At 69.8% G+C, this 20,168-nt stretch carries 17 protein-coding genes; 5 read left to right on the top strand and 12 right to left on the bottom strand.

Annotated elements, in window-relative coordinates; genetic code table 11:
- The first annotated feature begins 3 nt into the window (after positions 1 to 3).
- The gene (locus A4R43_RS28515; RefSeq protein ID WP_113695110.1) at positions 4 to 819 is read left to right on the top strand and encodes an HAD family hydrolase; all 816 of its coding nucleotides are present in this window, start codon (positions 4 to 6) and stop codon (positions 817 to 819) included.
- A gap of 69 nt (positions 820 to 888) precedes the next feature.
- On the opposite strand, the gene A4R43_RS28520 is transcribed toward A4R43_RS28515, so the two are convergent.
- Both A4R43_RS28520 and A4R43_RS28525 read right to left on the bottom strand, forming a co-directional pair.
- The gene (locus A4R43_RS28520; RefSeq protein WP_113695111.1) at positions 889 to 1,623 is read right to left on the bottom strand and encodes a lysophospholipid acyltransferase family protein; all 735 of its coding nucleotides are present in this window, start codon (positions 1,621 to 1,623) and stop codon (positions 889 to 891) included.
- A gap of 43 nt (positions 1,624 to 1,666) precedes the next feature.
- Positions 1,667 to 3,322, bottom strand: a complete 1,656-nt coding sequence (locus A4R43_RS28525) for a glycosyltransferase family protein (protein ID WP_113695112.1) — start codon at positions 3,320 to 3,322, stop codon at positions 1,667 to 1,669.
- A 220-nt stretch (positions 3,323 to 3,542) separates the two neighbouring features.
- On the opposite strand from A4R43_RS28525, the gene A4R43_RS28530 reads away from it, so the two are divergent.
- Entirely contained in the window at positions 3,543 to 5,483 is a 1,941-nt protein-coding gene (locus A4R43_RS28530) for a DUF6541 family protein (protein ID WP_236808339.1), read from the top strand.
- A 110-nt stretch (positions 5,484 to 5,593) separates the two neighbouring features.
- Positions 5,594 to 7,516: a DUF6541 family protein gene (locus A4R43_RS28535; RefSeq protein WP_236808341.1), complete on the top strand. Its 1,923-nt coding sequence runs from the start codon at positions 5,594 to 5,596 to the stop codon at positions 7,514 to 7,516.
- A gap of 652 nt (positions 7,517 to 8,168) precedes the next feature.
- Here A4R43_RS28535 and A4R43_RS28540 read toward each other — a convergent pair.
- The 8 genes from A4R43_RS28540 to A4R43_RS28575 all read right to left on the bottom strand — a co-directional run bounded on the left by A4R43_RS28540 (position 8,169) and on the right by A4R43_RS28575 (position 15,521).
- Positions 8,169 to 9,140 carry a lysylphosphatidylglycerol synthase transmembrane domain-containing protein gene (locus A4R43_RS28540; RefSeq protein WP_113695114.1) on the bottom strand — a complete coding sequence of 324 codons (972 nt, stop codon included), beginning with the start codon at positions 9,138 to 9,140 and terminating at the stop codon, positions 8,169 to 8,171.
- Positions 9,141 to 9,169: 29 nt separating this feature from the next.
- A complete protein-coding gene (locus A4R43_RS28545) occupies positions 9,170 to 10,411 on the bottom strand; it encodes an acyl-CoA reductase (protein WP_113695115.1) in 1,242 nt (413 codons plus the stop codon).
- Complete coding sequence (locus A4R43_RS28550; RefSeq protein ID WP_113695116.1) at positions 10,408 to 11,460, bottom strand: LuxE/PaaK family acyltransferase; 1,053 nt, start codon at positions 11,458 to 11,460, stop codon at positions 10,408 to 10,410. The genes A4R43_RS28545 and A4R43_RS28550 overlap by 4 nt, the downstream gene beginning before the upstream one ends.
- Positions 11,457 to 12,854, bottom strand: a complete 1,398-nt coding sequence (locus A4R43_RS28555) for an AMP-binding protein (RefSeq protein ID WP_113695117.1) — start codon at positions 12,852 to 12,854, stop codon at positions 11,457 to 11,459. The genes A4R43_RS28550 and A4R43_RS28555 overlap by 4 nt, the downstream gene beginning before the upstream one ends.
- The gene (locus A4R43_RS28560; RefSeq protein WP_113695118.1) at positions 12,851 to 13,585 is read right to left on the bottom strand and encodes an SDR family NAD(P)-dependent oxidoreductase; all 735 of its coding nucleotides are present in this window, start codon (positions 13,583 to 13,585) and stop codon (positions 12,851 to 12,853) included. The genes A4R43_RS28555 and A4R43_RS28560 overlap by 4 nt, the downstream gene beginning before the upstream one ends.
- Complete coding sequence (locus A4R43_RS28565; RefSeq protein ID WP_113695119.1) at positions 13,582 to 13,821, bottom strand: acyl carrier protein; 240 nt, start codon at positions 13,819 to 13,821, stop codon at positions 13,582 to 13,584. The genes A4R43_RS28560 and A4R43_RS28565 overlap by 4 nt, the downstream gene beginning before the upstream one ends.
- A 66-nt stretch (positions 13,822 to 13,887) precedes the next feature.
- Positions 13,888 to 14,472 (bottom strand): HAD family hydrolase, encoded by a 585-nt coding sequence (locus tag A4R43_RS28570; RefSeq protein ID WP_113695120.1) that lies wholly within the window; start codon positions 14,470 to 14,472, stop codon positions 13,888 to 13,890.
- Positions 14,451 to 15,521 carry an ATP-grasp domain-containing protein gene (locus A4R43_RS28575; RefSeq protein ID WP_113695121.1) on the bottom strand — a complete coding sequence of 357 codons (1,071 nt, stop codon included), beginning with the start codon at positions 15,519 to 15,521 and terminating at the stop codon, positions 14,451 to 14,453. The genes A4R43_RS28570 and A4R43_RS28575 overlap by 22 nt, the downstream gene beginning before the upstream one ends.
- 209 nt (positions 15,522 to 15,730) lie before the next feature.
- Here A4R43_RS28575 and A4R43_RS28580 point away from each other — a divergent pair, with 209 nt between their 5' ends.
- Both A4R43_RS28580 and A4R43_RS28585 read left to right on the top strand, forming a co-directional pair.
- Positions 15,731 to 16,837, top strand: a complete 1,107-nt coding sequence (locus A4R43_RS28580) for a DegT/DnrJ/EryC1/StrS family aminotransferase (protein WP_113697956.1) — start codon at positions 15,731 to 15,733, stop codon at positions 16,835 to 16,837.
- Positions 16,834 to 17,796 (top strand): Gfo/Idh/MocA family protein, encoded by a 963-nt coding sequence (locus A4R43_RS28585; protein WP_113695122.1) that lies wholly within the window; start codon positions 16,834 to 16,836, stop codon positions 17,794 to 17,796. The genes A4R43_RS28580 and A4R43_RS28585 overlap by 4 nt, the downstream gene beginning before the upstream one ends.
- Positions 17,797 to 17,860: 64 nt before the next feature.
- On the opposite strand, the gene A4R43_RS28590 is transcribed toward A4R43_RS28585, so the two are convergent.
- Complete coding sequence (locus tag A4R43_RS28590; RefSeq protein WP_113695123.1) at positions 17,861 to 18,190, bottom strand: hypothetical protein; 330 nt, start codon at positions 18,188 to 18,190, stop codon at positions 17,861 to 17,863.
- Between the two features lie 2 nt (positions 18,191 to 18,192).
- A complete protein-coding gene (locus A4R43_RS28595) occupies positions 18,193 to 20,010 on the bottom strand; it encodes a hypothetical protein (RefSeq protein WP_162788632.1) in 1,818 nt (605 codons plus the stop codon).
- Positions 20,011 to 20,168 lie beyond the last annotated feature (158 nt).

Here is a 20,168-nt window from a genome sequence, read left to right on the forward strand (position 1 = left end):
GGGGTGGAGAAACCCCTGCTGATCGCGTCCGACATCGATGGCACCCTGCTCTCACCGCTGGCCGAGCTGACCGCGCGCACGCTCGCCGCGCTCCGGCGGGCGGCCGCGGACGGCGTGCCGGTGGTGCTGGCGAGCGGCCGCCCGCCCCGCTGGATCCCGCCTGTCGCTCGCCCAGCCGGGTTAACCGGTTACGCTGTGTGCTCGAACGGCGCGGTCATCTACGACATCGGCAAGGACGAGGTGGTCGAGGTCCGCGGGCGGCTCGAGCCGGTCCAGCTGATCGACTACGCGAAGGAACTCGAACGCGCCATCCCGGACTGCCGGTTCGCCGCGGAACGCGTCGGCAGGCGCGCGGTCGACCCGGAGATCCACAACTACGTCTACGAGACCGGCTACCGGAACCCGTGGGGCGACGGTGAGGGCTTCTCGGTGCCGCGTGCCGAGACGCTCGGGCACCCGGCGGTGAAGCTGCTGGTGCGGCAGCAGGACATGACCTCGGACGAGATGGCCGAAGCCGCGCGTACCGTGCTCGGGGAGGCGGTGGACATCACGTACTCGTCGAACTCGGGGCTGATCGAGCTGGCCGCGCCGGGCATGACGAAAGGCAGCGGGCTGGGCTGGGTGACCGAGCGGCTGAACGTGCCCGCCGAGCGGGTGGTCGCCTTCGGGGACATGCCGAACGACATCGACATGCTGAAGTGGGCGGGGCACGGCGTGGCCATGGCGAACGCGCACCCCGCCCTGCTCGACGTCGCCGACGAAACCACCGCACCGAACTCGGAGGACGGAGTCGCCCAGGTCCTGGAACGCTGGTTTTGAGCCGCGCCGATGTCACGAATGTGGCTTTCGAGACGCCAGATGTCTCGAAAGCCACATTCGTGACATGGCCTATTCGCGGCGGGCGTCCATGGCGGCGGCGGCTTCCGGGGTGGGGGCGGTGCCGCCGAGGTGGGCGGGCAGCCACCAGCGGTCGTCCTCCGCGGCCGGTTGTTCGGGGTAGTCGGCCTGCACCCGTTCCAGCAGCGCGCTCATCCGCGCCCGCAGGTCCTTGGTGAGCACCTCCGCGTCCTCCTCCGGCTTCGGCTGGAACGGCTCGCCGGCCCGGATCAGGATCGGCACGTGCCGCTTCGTCAGCGTGCGCGGGCGGCCCTTCGTCCACAGGCGGTGCGTGCCCCACAGCGCCATCGGCACCACCGGCACCCCGGCCTCCGCCGCCATCCGCACCGCGCCCGACTTGATCTCCTTCACGGTGAACGACCGGCTGATCGTCGCCTCCGGGAACACGCCGACCACCTCGCCCGCCCGCAGGCGCGCCACCGCCTCCCGGTAGGAGGCGGCACCGGCCGAGCGGTCCACCGGGATGTGGTGCATGCCACGCATCAGCGGCCCGGCGACCTTGTTCGTGAAGATCTCCTGCTTCGCCATGAACCGGACCAGCCGCTTGGCCGGCTGCGCGCCCAGCCCGCAGAAGATGAAGTCCAGGTAGCTCACGTGGTTGCAGGCGATCACCGCCCCACCGGTGGCCGGGATGTGCTCCGCCCCGTCCACCCGAAGCTTGTTGTCGAGCACGCGGAACATCAACTTGGCCGCCAGCACGACGGGCGGGTACACCAGTTCAGCCATACCCGCCAGGTTACGCGACCGTAGGTTACTGTCCAGTTCGCCGTTACGGGCAGGGCACGTAGGTGAACCGCGGATCGGCGTCCAGCCGCTCGATCAGCCGGGGCGCGTGCTCGGCCCGCGGATAGACCGCGATCCAGTGGTCGGTGCCCTCGCGGCGGAAGGTGGCCACCGAGTACAGCGCCGCGTACACCGGGTCCGCGCCGCAGCGCTGACGGTCGGAATACCCGCTGCCGGTGGTCACCGCGAGCGCGGGCCGCCTGCCGTTGACCACGTAGTCGTAGTCGTTGGCGATGTGCCCGACCGGGCCGAGCGTCTCGTCGCGGTGGCCTTCGCGGGCGATGTGCTCGTCGGTCAGCCCCAGCACGTCGACCACCACGAGCTGCGTGCCCGCGCGGTAGGACAGCGCGCCGTTGGCGTAGGTGCTGATCACCGTGCCCGGCGGCAGCCGCTCACCGAGCCACGAGCCGACCTCTTCCATCTGCGCGATCTTGCCGCGCCATTCGTGCATCAGCGGCAGCGCCGACGGGCTCATCGCCGACACCAGGAACGACAGCAGGCACAGGCCCAGCGCCACCGCGGGCACCAGTTTCCCGCCGACCGGCTGCGTGCGCGGCCGCGGCGACGGCACCGCCCCGGTCACCACGCCGTACGCGGCCACCGCGCCCACCGCGAACAACACCGGCACCGGCGCCAGCAGCCGCCACGCCGGCATCCAGTCGCCGCCCGCGTAGGTCATGAACAGCAGGTAGGCGAACCCGAGCGCGAAGACCAGCCACCCCGCGGACCGGCCGCGCTTCTCTTCGGCGGTCAGCTCACGCCGCCGTCGCAGCAGCGCGGTCACCCCGGCGACGGCGATCAGCAGATAACCCTGGTGCACCAACGCGAACGACGACAGGTACGTCCAGCCCTGCTCCAGTTGCCAGCCCAGCGAACCGCCGAGCTTCGCCGCGACGGCGTTCGGCACCAGGTGCCCGTAGTAGGTGACCCGCCAGGCCGTCCACGGCACCACCAGCACCAGCGCGCCCAGCGTGAACCCGCCCGGCCACCACCAGGTGACCCGCCCGCGCGCGGCCGCGTTGACCAGCCACAGCCCGGCGACCACCGCCAGCACCACCCCGTCGGGCCTGGTCATCGTGGCCAGCGCGACCACCACCCCGGCCACCACCGCGCGGCCCGCCGCGAGCGCGTGGCACATGAGCAGCGCGAGCAGCACAAAAAGCGGGGTCTCCAGGCCGGACGGGCCGTAGGCGGCCAGCCCGGTCGCGCCCGCGGTCAGGATCGCGGCGGCGACGCCGAGGCCGGGCGTTTCGGTGACGACGCGGTTCACCGTGAAATACGCGGCGAGCACGCAGGCCAGCGCGCAGAGCACCCCGAGCACCGACGCCGTGCGCACGATGTCGAAACCGAACAACGTCTTCGGGATGGCCACCAGTACCACCCAGAGGAAGTTCGAATATCCCTCGACGCGTTCCCCCGCGTTGAACACCGCGCCGTGGCCTTCGGCGATGTTCTGCGAATAGCGGAAACTGATGAACGCGTCTTCGGCGACGGTGGCGAACAACAGTTGGTGAATCAACGACAGCGCGAGCGTGAGCAACAACGCGGCCACTCGCCACGCCCGCACCGAGTTGATCTGCCGCCAGGCCGCGAGCACCCCGACGGTGAGCGCGAGCCACGCGCCCAGCACGGCAAAAACCACCTGACCCTCACCCTCCGCCGCCGCACCGCCCCCAGTCCGGTGGTCACGTGAAGGTATCGAAATTCGCCCTGGAACGTTTCATTCCACCCTTTCGAGGCAACCGTGCCACCCGGCAGGGCGTGAACTCGACGTATCGCCGGGGAAACCGGGGAGTTTCGGCGACACTCGAATTCCGTTTCCCGCCGGCGCCGCCGGCGGCCTCACCACGTGCGGGTGCGTTGTGCCCATTTCGACTTCCGGCTGGTCCGCGTTGTGGCCGGTCGGCGCTTTCCTGCTGGTGCTGGGCGCGCCGGGGGTGCTCGTCGGCGCCGCCGCCGGGCTGCGCGGGTGGCGCCTGGCCGGGCTGGCCCCGCTGCTCGGGTACGCCGTCGGTGGCATTTTCGGCCCGTTGTTGCCACTGGTCGGCCTTCCGTTCAACGGATACTCGTTCGTCGCGGGCACCTTGCTGCTCACCGCGCTGGCCGCGGCCACGCGGCGTTTCCGCCAGGCGGGCGTGGTCCACGATCGGGTGTGGGCGCCGCGGGCACACGCCGGGGTCGTCGCCTGCGTACTGCTCGCCGCCGGAATCGGCGCGTACGCGGTGTACAGCGGGCTCGGCGGCATCGACGCGATTTCGCAGGGTTTCGACGCGCCGTTCCACGCCAACGGCATCCGGTACATCGCGGAAAGCGGGGACAGCGGGCTGTTCGGGCTGGGCTCGCTGCACTGGTACGACGACGGCCTCTTCTACCCCAACGGTTACCACCTGCCCGCCGCGCTGGTCTTCCAGCTCACCGGCGCCACCGTGCCCGCCGTGCTGAACGCGCACACCATGCTTTCCGGTGGCCTGCTGGCGCTGTCCACGGTGACCATGGTCCGGCACTTCGGCGGGCGCGCGGTGCTGGCGGGCGCGTGCGCGCTCACCACCGTCGGCGCCACGATGGTCACCTACGGCGCGTGGAGCAGCCCGCTGCTGCCGTACACGCTGGCGGTCGCGCTGACGCCGTTGATCGTCGTCGCCGGGCACCGGTACCTGCAACGCCCGGCGGCCGACACCGGGCTGGTGCTGGCCGCGGGCGCGGTCGCGCTGCTCGCCGTGCATTCCAGCGCGTTGTTCGGCGGCCTGCTGTTCGTGGTGCCGCTGCTGGTGTGGCGACGGCGGGCGCGTGACCTGGTGGTGCTGCTGCCGGTCCTGCTCGGTGGTGCGGTGCTCGCGCTGCCCCACCTGCTCGGCGCGCTGCAGCTGGCGAGCAGCTTCACCTACACCGGCTGGGTCGCCAACACCACGCCGTCGCAGGCCGTCGGCGAACTCCTGTTGTTCTCGCACAATTCACTCGATCCGCAGCTGCTGCTGGCCGGTGCCGTGGTGCTCGGGCTGATCGGCTTCCGGCGGCTCGGCGAGCTGCGCTGGACCGCCGGTTCGGCCGCGTTGTTCGGCCTGCTCTACCTCGCCGTCGCGACCTCGGACCACCCGCTGGTGATGGCGATCGCGCGCCCGTGGTGGGACGACAAGTTCCGGCTGGTCGCGATGGCCGGGCTGGCCATGTGCGTGCTCGCCGGGCACGGCATCGCGGAGGTCCAGCGGGTGCTGCGCGACCTCGGCGGCCGGTTCGCGCCGCGGGTGGCGGGTGCGCTCGCCGCGGTGCTCGCCTTCGGCGGTTTCCTCGTCCTTTCACAGGGCTCCTACCTGCGCGACAACGCCGATTACGTCGCGCTGACCTGGGGAAACACCGCGCGTGCGCCGGATGCGGCCGTGGTGGTCACACCGCACGAAGCGGCGGCCATGCTGGAGCTGGGCAAGCGCGCCAAGCCCGGTGAATGGGCGATGAACGACTGGTTCGACGGCAGCGTGTGGACCTACGCGATCGGCGGCGTCCGCACGATCATCGCGCACGACGAGCGCGCGGGCAGGCAGGCCGACACCGAGTTGCTCACGCAGCACTTCGCCGAGTACGGCACCAGTTCCGCGGTGCGCGACGCGGTCGAGCGCCGCAACCTGCACTGGGTACTGGTCACCGCGAAAAGCGGCGAGGTCAACTCCACCAAGCGATCCCCGGGCATGGCCGCGCTGGACGGCCTGCCGTTCCTCGAAGTCGTCTACCGCAATCCGGACGCGACGCTGTACCGAATCCTCCGTGCGGAGGCACCGGACGAGACGAACGTCGTAGCCGCGCCGGGGTGATCGGCTGAGCCAGGCCCCGAATCGGGTGAACTCGGCCATCGTTAGGCTCACCCGAGATTCCGCGCGGAACCACCTAGCCCGGGGGAAGTGTGCCCACCAGTACCAGCCCAGTGTTCGACGCCCTCACCATCGCGCTGTACGCGCTGGTCATCTTCCTCCCGGGTCTGCTCACCGGGTTCGCGGCCGGGCTGCGCGGCTGGGTGCTGGCGGGCATGGCGCCGCTGTTCACCTACGCGATCGGCGGGCTGGCCGGGCCGTGGCTGGCGGCCATCGGGCTGCCGTTCAACGTGCTCACGTTCGTGATCGCCACGATCGTGTTCACCGGGGTGGCGTTCGGCCTGCGCTGGCTGGTCACGCGGCGCTCGCGTCCGGAACCGGATGCCCCGCTGTGGGCGCGCACCGGGCACCTTTCCGTGCTGGCCTGCCTGCTGTTCGCGGCGGCGGTCGGCATCTTCACCGTGTGGCGCGGGCTGGTCGAGCTGGACGCGATCTCGCAGGGCTTCGACGCGGTGTACCACGCGAACGCGATCCGGTACATCGCCGACACCGGCGACGGCAGCCTGTTCGGCACCAGCCTGACGAACTGGTACGCCGAGCGCGGCGGGCTGTTCTACCCGAACGCGTACCACCTGGTCGGCACGGTGGCCTACCAGCTCAGCGGCGCCACCATCCCGGCCATCATGAACACGAACACGCTGCTGCTGCCGGGGCTGCTGGCGTTGTCGCTGGTCGCCGTGGTCCGCGAGTTCCGCGGGCGGGCGGTGCTGGCGGGCGCGGTGGCGCTGGTGGCGATCGCGCCGACCGCGGTGATGTACCAGTCGATGTCGCGGGGGCCGCTGCTGCCGTTCCTGCTCGGGCTGGCGCTGACCCCGCTCGGCACGGTCGCGCTGCACCGGTACCTGGTGCGGCCCGCGCTCGACACCGGGCTGGTTTTTGTGCTCGCCGCGGTCGGGCTGCTGACCGTGCACTCGTCGACGTTGTTCGCCGGGATCGTGTTCGCGCTGCCGATGATCGTCCAGCGGTGGCTGTCGGCCGCGAAGTGGAAGGCGGTCGGGCGCGACCTGCTGGCGCTGCTGCCAATCGGCGTGGCGAGCGTGGTGGTCGCCGCGATGCAGTTGTTCGGCGCGATCGGGCTGGCCAGCGGGGACGTGCCGTACTGGGGGTGGCCGAGCCAGGGCACCACCGGCTCGGCACTGGGCACGCTGCTGAGCTTCCAGCACGACATGCCGCGGCCGCAGATCTGGCTGGCCGCCGCGTTGTTCCTGGGTTTTGTGTTCTTCCGGAAGCTGAACGGGCTGCGCTGGATCGGCGGGACCGCGCTGGTGTCCGGGCTGCTGTACATCGCGGTGTCCTCGTCGAACCACCCGCTGGTGATGGCGATTTCGCGGCCGTGGTGGGACGACCCGTACCGGTTCGTGTCGATGGCGATGGTGCCGCTGTGCGTGATCGCCGCGCACGGCCTGGCCGAGCTGGCCACGTGGCTGAAGGACGGCATCTCGCGGTGGCGCTCGCCCTCGTGGCTGGCTCCGGTGACCGCGGTGGTGGTTCTGGCCGGGTTCGTCGGGATCACGAACGGCCTGTACACGGGCACGAACACCGGCTGGGTGACGCCGGGGTACGGCAACGGGCCCGGGGTGGACAAGCACAAGCTGCCGGTCAGCCCGGACGAGGCGCAGGCGATGCTGGAGCTGGAGAAGCGCGCGCAACCGGGCGACTGGGTGATGAACGACCGCTTCGACGGCGGTGCGTGGGTGTACGCGATCAGCGGGGTGCGCGGCGTGGCGGGCCACTACGACCAGGCGCTGCCCCCGGCAGACGCGCTCCTGCTGGCCGACCGCTTCCGCGACTACGAGACGGACCCGGCCGTGCGGGCCGCCGTGCAGCGGCTGAACATCCGCTGGGTCCTCGTCGGCCAGTACGGCTACCCGCCGGAAGCCACGCGGCAGAAAGGCCTCGTCGGTCTGGACGGGCAACCTTTCCTGCGGCTGGTCTACCGAAACGCGGACGCTTCGCTCTACCAACTGGTGCCTTAAGCGGCTTGGTTGTCACGAATGTGGCTTTCGAGACGTTCAGCGTCTCGAAAGCCACATTCGTGACACCGACGCCCTGCCCACTCGTACGTCCACCCGAATACACCCAAATCAATACACCCCCGCCACTCCCAGGGGGGCGTCCCCAAGTCCAGCGTAGTCCCGCCCTTGGGCGGTGGGGCGGATGTGCGCGGCGGCTGTGGACAAGTGGGCGGGTGTGGATGAACGCGGATTCAGCTGGCTCGCCGGAACCTGCTGGCTCTCCTGAACCCGCTGGCTCGCCTGCACCCAAGGGGACGTTGGATACGAATGTGGCTTTCGGGGCGGATTTCGCCCCGAAAGCCACATTCGTGTCCATCCCGTGAGCCCCGGCGCGCGGGAACCGGCGGCCGGGCACCCATAGCCAGCCAAGAAGCACCCAGTCCCCACCTCACCCCGGTCCCAAGCCCAGAACACGGCGAAGACCTCGTTGTCAAGGTAAGCCCCCCAGCCTTGACAACGAGGTCTTCGCCGTAGTCACACTGAAAAACCGGGGTGCCCCACCACCCCAGAAGCGCGAGTTGTCCACAGGGGTGGGGACACTTGGGGATAACCACGTTTCCCCAGGTCAGCCGCTCTACAACCGCGTACCGACCGGGTAGTACCCCACAGGGGGTCAGGCCGCGCGGCGCGCTTGCAGCCGGGCGGTCAGCGCGGCGCCACCGGCGGTGATCAGGTCCGCCACGGTGAACATGACCCGCGAGGCCACCGCGAACGCCAGTGCCTGCGGGCCCGAGATCGCGGTGGCGGTCAGCACGGCGACCATGGCGAACTCCCGCGCGCCCACCCCGCTCGGCAGGATGAAGGCGAAGGTACCCGACGTCATCGCGATCGCCATCGCGCCGATGCACAGCACAAAACCGCCGAAACCGGGCGCGCCGACCGAGTTCGCCAGCAGCCACAGGTGCGTGCCCTGCAGCGCGTAGACCAGCACCAGCGCGCCGAACACCTTGCCGATCAGCTTGTACGACAGCCGGTGGTCCAGCGGCGGCCTGCGCAGGATCTTCAGCACCAGCGAAGTGCCCCAGGTCAGCACCCGCGGGTGCAGCGCGGTGAAGCCGATCGGCAGCAGCACCAGCAGCCACCAGGCGTGCGGGCTGTTCGCGAACACCGCGGGCATCGCCAGGATCGACAGCACCAGCGCCGCCACCACGCCCACCCCGAGGTGGATCAGCGACGCCGTGAAGATCCTCGCCCGCGCCAGGCCCGCCTTGCGGCCCAGCTCCATCTGCAGCAGGTACGCCCACACCGAACCGGGGATGTACTTGCCGAGCGAGCCGACCAGGTTGATCTGCGCGCCCCGCGCGTACCCGATCGGCTTCCCCAGCTCGTCGACGATGATCTGCCAGGCGTACACCCCGACCGCGATGCTGCCGACCAGCGCCACCAGCGACAACGCCGAGGACAGCCACGGGATGCCCTTCATGGTCACCCAGAACTCGTCCCAGCTGGTGATCAGCGAGCGGGCGGCGAAGAAGATGACCACGGCGATCGCCAGCCAGCGGGCGGCGTCGATGAGCTTCGCCTTGGTCGACTTCGGCCCCTTGGCCACCTCGACGGCGGTCTGTTCGGGCTCGACGGTCGTCATCGGTCGTCGTGTCTCCTCGTCGGGCGTGCTCACACCGGAACACTCACCAAGCGGCTGAACTCGGCCAGCAGGTCGTAACCGTCCCAGACGGCGGAGAAACTGAGCGCCGAACCGAACGGAACGATTCGGTCCACCCCGCGCCCCGCCAGTTCGGTCGCGAACTCAACCAATTCCTCGCGGCCGAACCCGAATTGGCTGACGGTTTGATCTTTGCGCACCACGATCGGCACCAAGTCCGAAAGGGTACGCACACTCGCCGAGGCGAAGGTGCCCGCCCCCAGCCATTCCCGCGGCAACGCCGCCGGCTCGGTCAGTTCCAGGGTGGCGACCGCGTTCCCGTCGAAGGTCATCGAAGTGACCAGGCCGTCGACCGCGGCACCGTAGGCCGACACGCGCTTCTGCACGGCCATCGCCGGTTCGGTGACATGCTGCTTCGCGGCGAGCACCTCGCCGAGCAGGCGCCGGAACTCGACCCCGGCCGAGGCCGCCGCGTCGGCGTCGCCGACCCAGAAAATCGCGCGCGGCGACGAGCAGGCGGCCTGGTCGAACCAGTACGAGTCGTTGTAGAAGCCCTCGGCGGCACCCCGGCGCTCGGCTTCGGACGCGGCCTGCCACCCGGCGACCGAGACCACCGCGAACGAGGACCGGTCGGGAAAGGTCAGGTCCCGCGCGTGCGGTGCGAGCGGGTACTGCCGCAGCGCCTTCACCGAACCGTCACCGCCCCAGATCACCCGCAGGTCGGCGGCCAGCGACAGCGCGCCGCTGATCTCGTCGCTGCGGTCGTAGGTGATCATCCGCTGGGTCTGCGTGATCACCCGCGCGGTTTCCGAGTCCACTTCGGACAGTGCGGCGTTCAGCGCGGCGAGCACTTCTTCGGCGGCACCCGCCGAACGCGAGGAAACCCGCACCACGTTGTGGTTTCCGGCAAGCGCGGACAACGCCCACGAATAGACGAAAATGGTGTCCACATTGGCCGGTGGCACGTGGAAGACCAAGCCACGCGGGAACCGCAGCGCGTCGCCGGTGTCCGACAACCCGGAAAGGGCCTTCTGGATTTCCCCCTTGCGCAGGAAAAAGCCCAGCGAAGCCAGTTCCGGGTAGCGCCGGGCCACCGCGGGCGCGAGCAGCTTGCGCGCGAACTTGGTCAGGAACTCGACGATGCGCGGGTCGCCGACCTTGAGCCTGCCACCGTCCGGTTCGGACTGCAGCCGCGAGACCAGCTCGGTCACCGGCACTTCCGGACCCACCGGGAAACGCTGGGTGAGGCTCATGCCGCCTGCCCCGAGAAGGTGTCCGAGCAGCCGCGGGCCTCGGCCTTGGGCAGCCTGCCCAGCACCGAGAAGTGCTTGCCCGGCCAGTCCCCGTCGTCGATGCCGTTGTACACGCCGAGGTCCTCGGTCAGCAGCACGTGACCGGGGTAGGACCGCGGCAGGGTGCTCACCACCTCGATGACGCCGGGCTTGCCGACCGGTTGCTCGGCCCAGGTCTCCGGGTCGCGGATCACCACGTCGGCGAAGTCGGGGCAGTACAGCGAACCACCGGACGGCCCCTCCAGGAACACCGTGCCGATCTGCTCGATCATCCCGTAGTAGTTGTAGATCTGGTGCAGGCCGGTGTCCTCGCGGAAGCGCCGGCGGAACTCGTCGTTGTCCACGGACCGGTCGATCAGCTTCTTCCAGCCGCCCGAGTGGATCAGGATGCCGTTCGACAGGTCGAGCCCGTTGTCCCTGGCCACCTCGTACAGGTACAGCCAGACCATGAAGGTGAAGCCGAAGATCAGGAACGGCTGGTCGCCGTGGCGCTCCAGGAAGCCCTTGACCGCCTCGACGTCCGGCTTGTCGTGCTCGTCGAGCACGTAGACGTGCTTGCGGCCGAAGTTGGCCATGCCCAGCACCCCGGCGCCGCGCGCGGAGAACGACCGGCGGTTCTTGATGATGCCGACGGTGTCCACCATCAGCATCGGCAGCCGCTCACCGCCGAGCACGGTCTGCAGGGTGGCGCCGAGCTGCCTGGTCTGCGCGCCGGCGGCCTCCTTGTCCAGGTAGATCCGCGACGCGCCGGAGCCGGTGGTGCCGGACGAGGTCAGCGTCTTGAACACCTCGTCGTCCGGCACGCTCTTCAGGTCGTGCGTCTTGAACATGCGGACCGGCAGCCACGGCAGCTCGGCGATCGAGCCGAACTCGGCGTCACGCGCGATGCCCAGCGAGGACAGGATCCGGTCGTAGCCGGGCGAGTTGGCGCGGTGGTGGGCGGTCAGCTCGGCCAGCTGCGGCAGCAGCGTGGCCTCCCGCTCCGCCTGCGACAGGGTGAACACGGTCATACCTGGCTCTCCAGCGTCCGATAGTCGATCTTGCCGCTGGCCAGCAGCGGCACGGTGTCCAGAGGACGCACGTCGAAGCCGCTGGTGTGCAGGTGCAGCCGCTCCGACAGGGCGCGGGAAGCCGCCTTGCAGGCCTCCCGATCAGCGCCTTCGGCGAAGAGCACGACCTTGTCCCCGGCCGCGACCGCCGCCACCACGTCGATCCCCACCGAAGCAGAACGCACGGCCTGCTCGAGATCATCCAGGCTGACCCGGTTGCCGAAGACCTTGCCGATCCGCTTGAGCCTGCCGGTGATGAACAGGTAGCCGTCCTCGTCGAGGTAACCGAGGTCGCCGGTGGCCAGCTCGCCGCCGTATTCGTCACCGGCGGCCAGCTCGCCCTCGTTCTCCGCGTACCCCATCATCACGTTCGGCCCGCGGTAGAGGACCTCACCGACGATCTTCGGGTGCGTGGTCTCCTCGCCGTCGTCGCGGCGGATGGTGAACCGCCCGCCGGGCAGCGCGGGACCGACCGAACCGAGCTTCTCGGCGAGCCGGTCAGCGGGCACGGTGGAGATCCGGGGCGCGGCCTCGGTCTGGCCGTACATCACGTACATCCGGCCGCCGACCGCGCGGATCTTGTCGTTGAACTCGGTGATCAGCTCGCTGCGGAGCTTGCCGCCCGCCTGGGTCAGCGTGCGCAGGCTCGGGTACTTCTCCGGATCGAACTTGAGCCGCCGGAGCATCTCGTAGTGGTAGGGCACACCGGCCAGCGACGTGCACTTGTACTCGTCGACGGCGTCCCAGAAGCCGCGGCCGAGCACGCCGGACGGCTCGACGACCACGGTCGCGCCCCGCACCAGGTGCGAGTTCAGCACCGACAGCCCGTAGCTGTAGTGCAGCGGGAGGCTGGTCGGCGCGACCTCGTCGGCGTCGATCTCCAGCACCTCGGCGATGGCGTCGGCGTTGGACAGGATCGCCGAGCGCGAGAGCCGGACGAGCTTGGGATTGCCGGTGGAGCCGCTGGTCGGCAGCAACACGGCCAGGTGCGGGTGCGGTTCGACGCCGTCGAGCGCCGCACGCACCCAGTGCCCGTCGGTGAGGTCGTAACCTGCGGGCGCGGGCGCGTCCGGCGCCTGCAGCACGGCCGCGGGCCGGAAGCGTTCGATCAGCCCGGCCAGCACGTCGGCGTCCAGCGCCGGGTCGATCAGCGCGACGGCCCGGCCTGCCTCGAAGGCGGCCAGGTAGCGCAGCACGCTGTCCAGGTCGACCGAGGTGCGCGCGAACAGCACCCCCGGCGGCAGCAGCTGCAACCCGGCCGCGAGCCGCGCGACCTCCTCCTCGAGTTCCGTCCCGGCTAGCGTGCGGCCCCCGGCCGCGTCGATCAGCCGAGCACCCGCACCCAGCAGCGTCACAGAACCAAGCCTCCATCGATGCCGAGCACCTGACCGGTGATGAACGAAGCCTCGTCGCCGGCCAGGAAGCGGATCGCCGCGGCGACCTCCTCCGGCTTGCCGAGCCTGCCCAGCGGGGTGCTCTCCGCGTTCGACGCGCGCACCTCGTCGCTCAGGCTCTCGGTCAGCGCGGTCTCGATCACGCCCGGCGCCACCGCGTTCACCCGGATGCCGGAGCGCCCCAGCTCCTTCGCCGCGGACCTGGCGATGTTCGCCACCGCGGCCTTGGACGCCGCGTACACGGTCTGCCCGGCGCTGCCGTACTCGCCGACCACCGAGGCCAGCACCACGATCGAGCCGGTCTTCTTCCGCATCATCGCGCGCGCGGCCGCCTGCACCGTGTGCAGCGTGCCCGCCACGTTCGTGGCCAGCGTGCGGTCGACGTCCTCGGCGCGGATCATGCCGAGCAGGCCGCCCTCCATGATCCCGGCGTTGGCCACCGCGATGTCGAGCTGCCCGTGTTCCTTGGCGACCCCGCGCACCAGCGACGCGACCGCCTTCGGGTCGGTGACGTCCAGCGCGAGACCGCTCACCTGACCGTCGATCGACTCCGCGACCTCTTTGGCGGCCGCTTCGTCACGACCGGTGAGCACCACGGTGGCGCCCGCCTCGGCGAGCGCCCGTACCGTGGCCAGGCCGATCCCGCGGGTACCGCCGGTGACCAGTGCGACCTTTCCCGAGAGCGTGCTCACGCCTGCTCCTGCAGCTCCTTGACCATGTCCACGGCCACCTTGAAGCTGCTCATGTCGATCACCTGGTCGGTGTCGAACTGCACGTCGAACTCGTCCTCGATGGCGGCGACCAGCGCCATGTGGCCGACCGAGTCCCACGCCTCGATGTCGCGGTACTTCAGGTTCTCGACGTCGACCCCGTCCTCGAGCTGGAGAGCCTCGACGAAGACTTCCTTCAGCTTTTCCTGCACAGCCATGTCTACCTGGCACTTCCTTATCAGATGGGGCCGATGACCACCGACGACGGTACCAACCCCGGCGGGTCAGCCTTCGAGCGCGGGCAGCAGCTCACTGAGCGTTTCGATGTAGGTGTCCGCGCCCTCCGGCCGGAATTTCAGCGACTCGTTGCGCACGATCACGCTGCGTGCTCCGGCGGCGTGCGCGGCCTCCACGTCGTGGTAGGTGTCGCCGACCAGCACGGCCTCCTCCGCCGTGACGCCGAAGTGCTTGAGCACCGCGTGCACGCCTTCGGGGTCCGGTTTGAGCCGGGCGACGTCCTCCCGTCCGATCACGAACAAGCCGTCCGCGAGGTTGCCCAGCGCGTCGAACACGCAGTGCCGTGAGTTGCGCGTCACGATCGCGAGCTGGTACCGGCCGGTGAGCGCTTCGAGCAGCTCGCGGGCGCCGGTGGTGAACTCGCCGCGCGGCACCGACTCGCGTTCGTAGCGGGTCACCACGTCCAGCCCCTCGGTGTTGCCTTCGTCGAGGTACTGCTGGAACAGCGGGCCCAGCTTCGCGTCCGGCGCGAGCCCGAGATCGGCCTTGAGGCCCGCGAAGTCGACCGGCAGCCGGAAGAGCGTGCCGTCGAAATCGAAGGCGAGCACCCTCAGATCTGCTTGGCGGTCCATTCGCCTTCCTTGACCAGCTTGTACCCCATGTCGATCATGCGGACCCAGTACAGGTCGTCCGGCAGCGGGTTGTACACGGCGGGCTTCTCGGTGAGCTGCTTGCCCAGGCCGAGCTGGATGTACATGTCGGGCATGTTCAGCCCGGCGTGCGCGAAGAAGTTGCTGGTGGTGAAGAACCGGCCGACGTTGATCTCGGTGACCATCGGCACGCCGCCGGCGTTCTCCTTCATGTCCACGCAGAACACGCCGCTCGGCTTGGCCGAGACCGCGCGGACGGCCGCCTCGCCGATCTTGTTCACGTCGTCGCGGTTGACCGTCTTGGCCACCGACGGCGACGAGCTCTGCCCGCTGGGGGTGAGGTTGCCGAAGATGTACTCGATCCGCGAGCGGGCCTGCGAGGTGATCAGCTCGCCCTCGTGCCACAGGCTCTGCCAGGCGAACTCCTCGCCGGGCAGGTACTCGCTGGCCATGAAGTCGCCGTAGTCGAGGCCGCGGAAGCCGCGCCAGTAGTCGATCCAGGCGTCGCCCTGGTAGTAGGAGTTGATCGGCAGGCTGCCACGGGACCCGGCGCCGCGAATGGCCCGCAGCCACACCCGGGGATTGATCTTGAGCAGTTCCTCCAGCGCGCCCTTCAGATCGGCCTGGGAATCGATCTTGATGGCTTCCGGCACCGAAACGCCGTTGGCCTTCATGTGCGCGTTGAAGGCCATCTTGTCGTGGCACAGTGCGATGGCACCGGCGTCCGGCAGGAACGTGGGGGCGTTCAGCCTGTCCCGGTTCTCGGCCAGGAAACCGACCTCGACGTCCGGCTGCGGGTGCACGAAATCGATTCGCTCGGCCTCGATGACGCGGTTGATCGCGTCGGTGTATCCGGGGTCGGAGACCGGCGGCACCAGGTACTTCGCCTCCACGTCGAGCAGCTCGAGGTGGTACGGCTTGATGTCCGTGCCGACCACCGAGTACTCGTTCGGCGAGACCGCGAGCGCGTCCCGGAAGTTGTAGGCGGCCGAACCACCGGCGCCGGTGATCAGAATGCGTGCACTGCTCATTTTGTGTGTCTTCGCCCTTATTGTTGAGGCCCGCTTTCAGGCCCGCGCACCAGGGCCGAGGCGGCAGCGGGAAGCCACTTGCGACCGGCGGGTATCGTGACGCCCGCGTCAGTGCCAGCACCGGTGCCGACCCAGGGGGCTACTAGCCATGCCGAGGCACGACTGTACCTGACGCGCCGGAAGTGTCCGCCGAGGTGAAAGACTGCTGCATGATCCCCATTACCGTGGTCGACGTCCGCGATGCGGAGGACCTGGTCGTCGAAGTGCTGCGATCCGGCGCCATCGCGCAGGGCCCGATGGTGAAGCGATTCGAGGAAGCCTTCGCGGCCGTTTCCGGCACCAAGCACGCGGTGGCGGTGAACAACGGCACGACCGCGCTGGTCGCCTCGCTGCAGGTCCTCGACCTGAAGCCGGGTGACGAGGTGATCACCTCGCCGTTCACCTTCGTCGCGACGCTCAACGCGATCCTCGAAGCGGGCGCGACCGTGCGCTTCGCCGACATCCGGCGCGACGACTTCGCGGTCGACCCCGACGCGGTGGCCGCGGCCATCGGCCCGCGCACCAAGGTGCTCATGCCGGTGCACCTGTACGGCCAGACCGCGGACATGGGCAAGCTGGCCCCGCTCGCCGCCGAGCGCGGGCTGCACCTGGTGGAGGACTCGGCGCAGGCGGTCGGCGCGACCTTCGACGGGCGCCGCTCCGGTTCGTTCGGCCTCGGCTGCTTCTCGCTCTACGCCACCAAGAACATCACCACCGCCGAAGGCGGCGTGATCACCACCGACGACGACGAGCTGGCCGACCGGCTGCGCGTGCTGCGCAACCAGGGCATGCGCGCCCGCTACCAGTACGAGGTCGCCGGGCACAACTACCGGATGACCGACCTGCACGCCGCGGTCGGCATCCCTCAGCTGGCGAAGCTGGACACCATCACCGCGGCCCGCCAGCGCAACGCCAAGCGGCTGACCGAGGGCCTGGCCGGCACGCCGGGGCTCGACCTGCCGCAGGTGCTGCCCGGCCGTGAGCACGTGTGGCACCAGTACACCGTGCTGGTCGGCCCGCACGCCTTCCTCTCGCGTGACGAGCTGGCCGCCGCGCTGACCGAGCGCGGCATCGGCAACGGCATCTACTACCCCAAGGTGGTCTTCGACTACGACTGCTACCGCGGGCACGAGCTGATCCCGGACGCGAGCCTGGACAGCGTGCCGGTGGCGCGCTCGGTGGCCGCGCAGGCGCTTTCGCTGCCGGTGCACCCGAAGCTCACCGAAGACGACCTGGACAAGATCATCGAGACGGTTCGCGAGGTACTCGGCGCATGACGCACCGCATCGCACTGGTGGGCACCGGCACCATGGGCTCGCTGCACGCCCGGGTGCTGTCGCAGAACGAGCGCGTGGAGCTGACCCGCGTGATCGACCCGCGTGAGGAGGCGGGCCGCGCCGCGGCCGAGCGGTTCGAGACGCGGTGGACCCCGGAGATCGGCGAACTGTCCGATGTGGACGCCGTGGTGCTGGCGGCGGCCACCGAGGTGCACCACCCGCTGGCGCTGGAGGTGCTGGCGCAGGGCAAGCCGCTGCTGGTGGAGAAGCCGGTCTCGAACAGCTTGGAGGCCTCGCAGGAGATCGTCGAGCTGTCCGCGGCGAAGGACATCCCGCTGATGTGCGGGCTGCTCGAGCGCTACAACCCGGCGGTGATGACCGCGCGGGCGCTGGTCAGCGAGCCCATCCACCTGATGGCGCGGCGGCACGGCCCGTACGCCCCGCGCATCAAGACCGGCGTGGCGTGGGACCTGCTGGTGCACGACGTGGACATCGCCATCCAGTTCTTCGGCGGGCAGACCCCGGCGCGCGTCACCTCGGGTGCCGGGTACTTCCACCCGTCGTCGGTGGAGGGGGCCGAGGACACCATCGAGACGGTGCTGACCTTCCCGACCGGGCTGGCCACGGTGTCGGCCTCGCGGCTGGGCCAGCGCAAGGTGCGCTCGCTGGTGGTGTCCGAACTGGACCGCCTGATCGAAATCGACCTGCTGCGGCGGGACGTGACCATCTACCGCCACGTTTCGCACGACGCCGTCACCCCGGACGGGCTCGGCTACCGCCAGCAGACGGTGATCGAAATCCCGGAGCTGGTCACCGCGCGAGAACCGCTGGCCACCCAGCTGGACCGGTTCGTGGACCTGCTCGAAGGCAAGATCGACGCGGCGGAGGAACGCGCCTCGATCCTGCCGTCGCACCAGGTGGTGGCCACCGTGAAGGAAACCGCTTCGACCCCGGCGTGAACAGTGAGGAGTGCGCAGGGCCGCGTCGGCAGCCCTGCGCACTCCTTTTTTCGTGAGTGATCTTTCAGCGGGTGACCTGGAGCCCGGTGAGGAAATCGGCCAGCTCGGCCCGCATTTCGGCTTCCCGGTCTTCGGGGGCGTCCCCCACCACCCGCAGCACACCTCCCGGTTTCAGCCGGAAGTACGCCTCGGCCCGGAACAACCGGTGCGGCCACTTCACCAGGCGCAGCGTCTGCACCAGGCCGGTGCCCTGCGCACCGGACAGCTCGTCGCGTCGCGTGACGCCCACGAACAAGGCCGCGGTGCGCAGCCGGAGCACCGATTCCTCGGCACAGTCGAGCAAGGACGCGCCGGTGTGGAAGTGGTCGACGGTGATGCCGTCCGGCAGCCCCATGATCACCCCCCGCCGAGCAGGGCCGCGGCCTGGTTGAACACGTCCTCGACCGGTTTCAGGTCAACACCGACGTCGAAGTTCATCGCGCCACCGATGCCAGGGGAGACACCGGCCCGGCCTTTGAGGTGCCAATTGCCGTCCTCGCCCTTTTCCACGCCGAGCCCGGCCGTCCCGCCGAAACCCGACCATGCCTCGGGCTGCGCCGAGAGGGTCAGCGGCCCGAAGTCGTCCTTGTATTCGTTGAGCTGGACCTTGGACCCGGCCAGGGCTTCGACCTCGGCCTCGAGGCCGTCCCGCGGCGTGGCCCCGACGGTGCCGCCGAGGTGCAGCCCCAGCTTCGTCTCCGCCTGGCCGCCCACGTTCAGCGGCCCGGACTGGTAGTTCTGCTCGGCTCCCGCGCCCCGCAAGCCGAGGAAGGTCTGGGCCTCGAGCTTGGCGCCGTCCTTCGGGGAGATGCCGCCCGTCACTTCGATGTCGGCCCCGTAACTGGCCTCGCCGATCGTCGTGGCCGGTCCGCCATGACGGTTGATCGGCGGGTTGAGGAAGGTGACGTCGCCGACGTTGGCGTGGGCCTTGAACCCGCCGAAACCACCCTTGCCGTCGGGTGGGATGGGCTCGAAACCGTGAGTCGGCCCGTTGACCACCGCGCCGGGCACACGCTGGCGCAAGAACTCCACACCCATTCCGCCGCCGGGGCCGATCAGGTCGCCGATACCTCCGTCGAGGTCCGGGGTGTGCTGGGCGGGCCGGGTCCGCGTACTCGCGGGGCGGATGGTGTTCTGCTTGTCCGCCGGATCGAGCGAGCCGAGCGTCGCCGCGGACCGCATGGTTCGTGACGCGGGAAGCGCGCTCACCGGCGCTTGCCCTGGCTGGGCCGCCGGGCCACCGTGCCGCGCGGCCGGTGCTTGCCGTTCTTCCAGGCGTTTCACCTCGGCCCGGGTATTCCTGACCTGCTCCGAAAAGCCGAAGCCCGTGGCGTCTGCCTTCCGCTGGGCTTCGGCCGCGTCCTCCCTGGCTTGCCCGAGTTGGCGCGTCAAGCCGGTGCCGGGGTTGCCGCCCTTCTGGGCTTCCGCGTAGTCGGCCCGGCCCGGCGCGGTCCGCTGCAGGTCGCGTAGCGCGTCGTCCCGCTTCTTGCGCTCCGCCTGGCTTTCCGGACGCGGCGACAGCATCCTGTCCTCGACCGAAACGGGCCGCGGCTGCCCCAGGGACTTCAACGCCTCCTCGATGGGTGTCTTGCCGCGAACCTCCTTCGGTGAAGTCCGCTCAGGATCACGAGGGCCGGGCATCGGCGGCCCGTACTTCTCCCGCTGCTTCTTTGTGGCCTCAGCCTCGCGAGCCTGCCGCACCTCCAGGCGTTTCACCTCCGCCTCGGTCTTCGTGACTCGCTGCGCAGACCCCTGACCCGCGTCGCGGCGAGCCTCGGCCGCATCCTCCTTGGCCCGTTCGAGCTGACGCTTCAGACCGGTACCGGGGTTGCCGCCCTTCTGCGCATCCGCGTAGTCGGCCCGGCCCGGCGCGGTCCGCTGCAGGTCGCGTAGCGCGTCGTCCCGCTTCTTGCGCTCCGCCTGGCTTTCCGGGCGAGACTCGGCGGTCCGGGAGCGATCGTCCTTCGAATGCGTCGAAACCCGCTTCAAGCCGGCGCCCGATCCCGCACTCGGACCGGCCCCGTCAGCCGACCGCGACACCCCCGCCTTCTTCTTCTCACCCGAGTCGCTCGACCCCACCGACACACGATGACGACCCGGCGAATTCGCCAACGAAGACGAAACCTCCTTCTTCTCCGAGGACTCCTTCTTCCGCGAATCCACCGCCGTCCGCACCAAACCAGCACCCGAACCAGACCGCGGACCACTCGAAGCCGACGAACTCCCCGTCGACCTCTTCACCTCCGACTTCTTCTTCTCACCCGACTCACCCGAACCCACCGACACACGATGACGACCCGGCGAATTCGCCAACGAAGACGAAACGTCCTTCT

The organism is Amycolatopsis albispora (assembly GCF_003312875.1).
Taxonomy (GTDB): Bacteria; Actinomycetota; Actinomycetes; order Mycobacteriales; family Pseudonocardiaceae; genus Amycolatopsis; species Amycolatopsis albispora.

Excerpts from the sequence above, each read along its gene's own strand:
- A4R43_RS28520 (WP_113695111.1), bottom strand. The coding sequence starts at position 1,623 with ATGGCTGAACTGGTGTACCCGCCCGTCGTGCTGGCGGCCAAGTTGATG.
- A4R43_RS28540 (WP_113695114.1), bottom strand. The coding sequence starts at position 9,140 with ATGACGACCGTCGAGCCCGAACAGACCGCCGTCGAGGTGGCCAAGGGG.
- A4R43_RS28570 (WP_113695120.1), bottom strand. The coding sequence starts at position 14,472 with ATGGACCGCCAAGCAGATCTGAGGGTGCTCGCCTTCGATTTCGACGGC.
- A4R43_RS28580 (WP_113697956.1), top strand. The coding sequence starts at position 15,731 with ATGATCCCCATTACCGTGGTCGACGTCCGCGATGCGGAGGACCTGGTC.
- A4R43_RS28590 (WP_113695123.1), bottom strand. The coding sequence starts at position 18,190 with ATGGGGCTGCCGGACGGCATCACCGTCGACCACTTCCACACCGGCGCG.
- A4R43_RS28550 (WP_113695116.1), bottom strand. The coding sequence starts at position 11,460 with ATGACCGTGTTCACCCTGTCGCAGGCGGAGCGGGAGGCCACGCTGCTG.
- A4R43_RS28565 (WP_113695119.1), bottom strand. The coding sequence starts at position 13,821 with ATGGCTGTGCAGGAAAAGCTGAAGGAAGTCTTCGTCGAGGCTCTCCAG.
- A4R43_RS28545 (WP_113695115.1), bottom strand. The coding sequence starts at position 10,411 with ATGAGCCTCACCCAGCGTTTCCCGGTGGGTCCGGAAGTGCCGGTGACC.
- A4R43_RS28575 (WP_113695121.1), bottom strand. The coding sequence starts at position 15,521 with ATGAGCAGTGCACGCATTCTGATCACCGGCGCCGGTGGTTCGGCCGCC.
- A4R43_RS28585 (WP_113695122.1), top strand. The coding sequence starts at position 16,834 with ATGACGCACCGCATCGCACTGGTGGGCACCGGCACCATGGGCTCGCTG.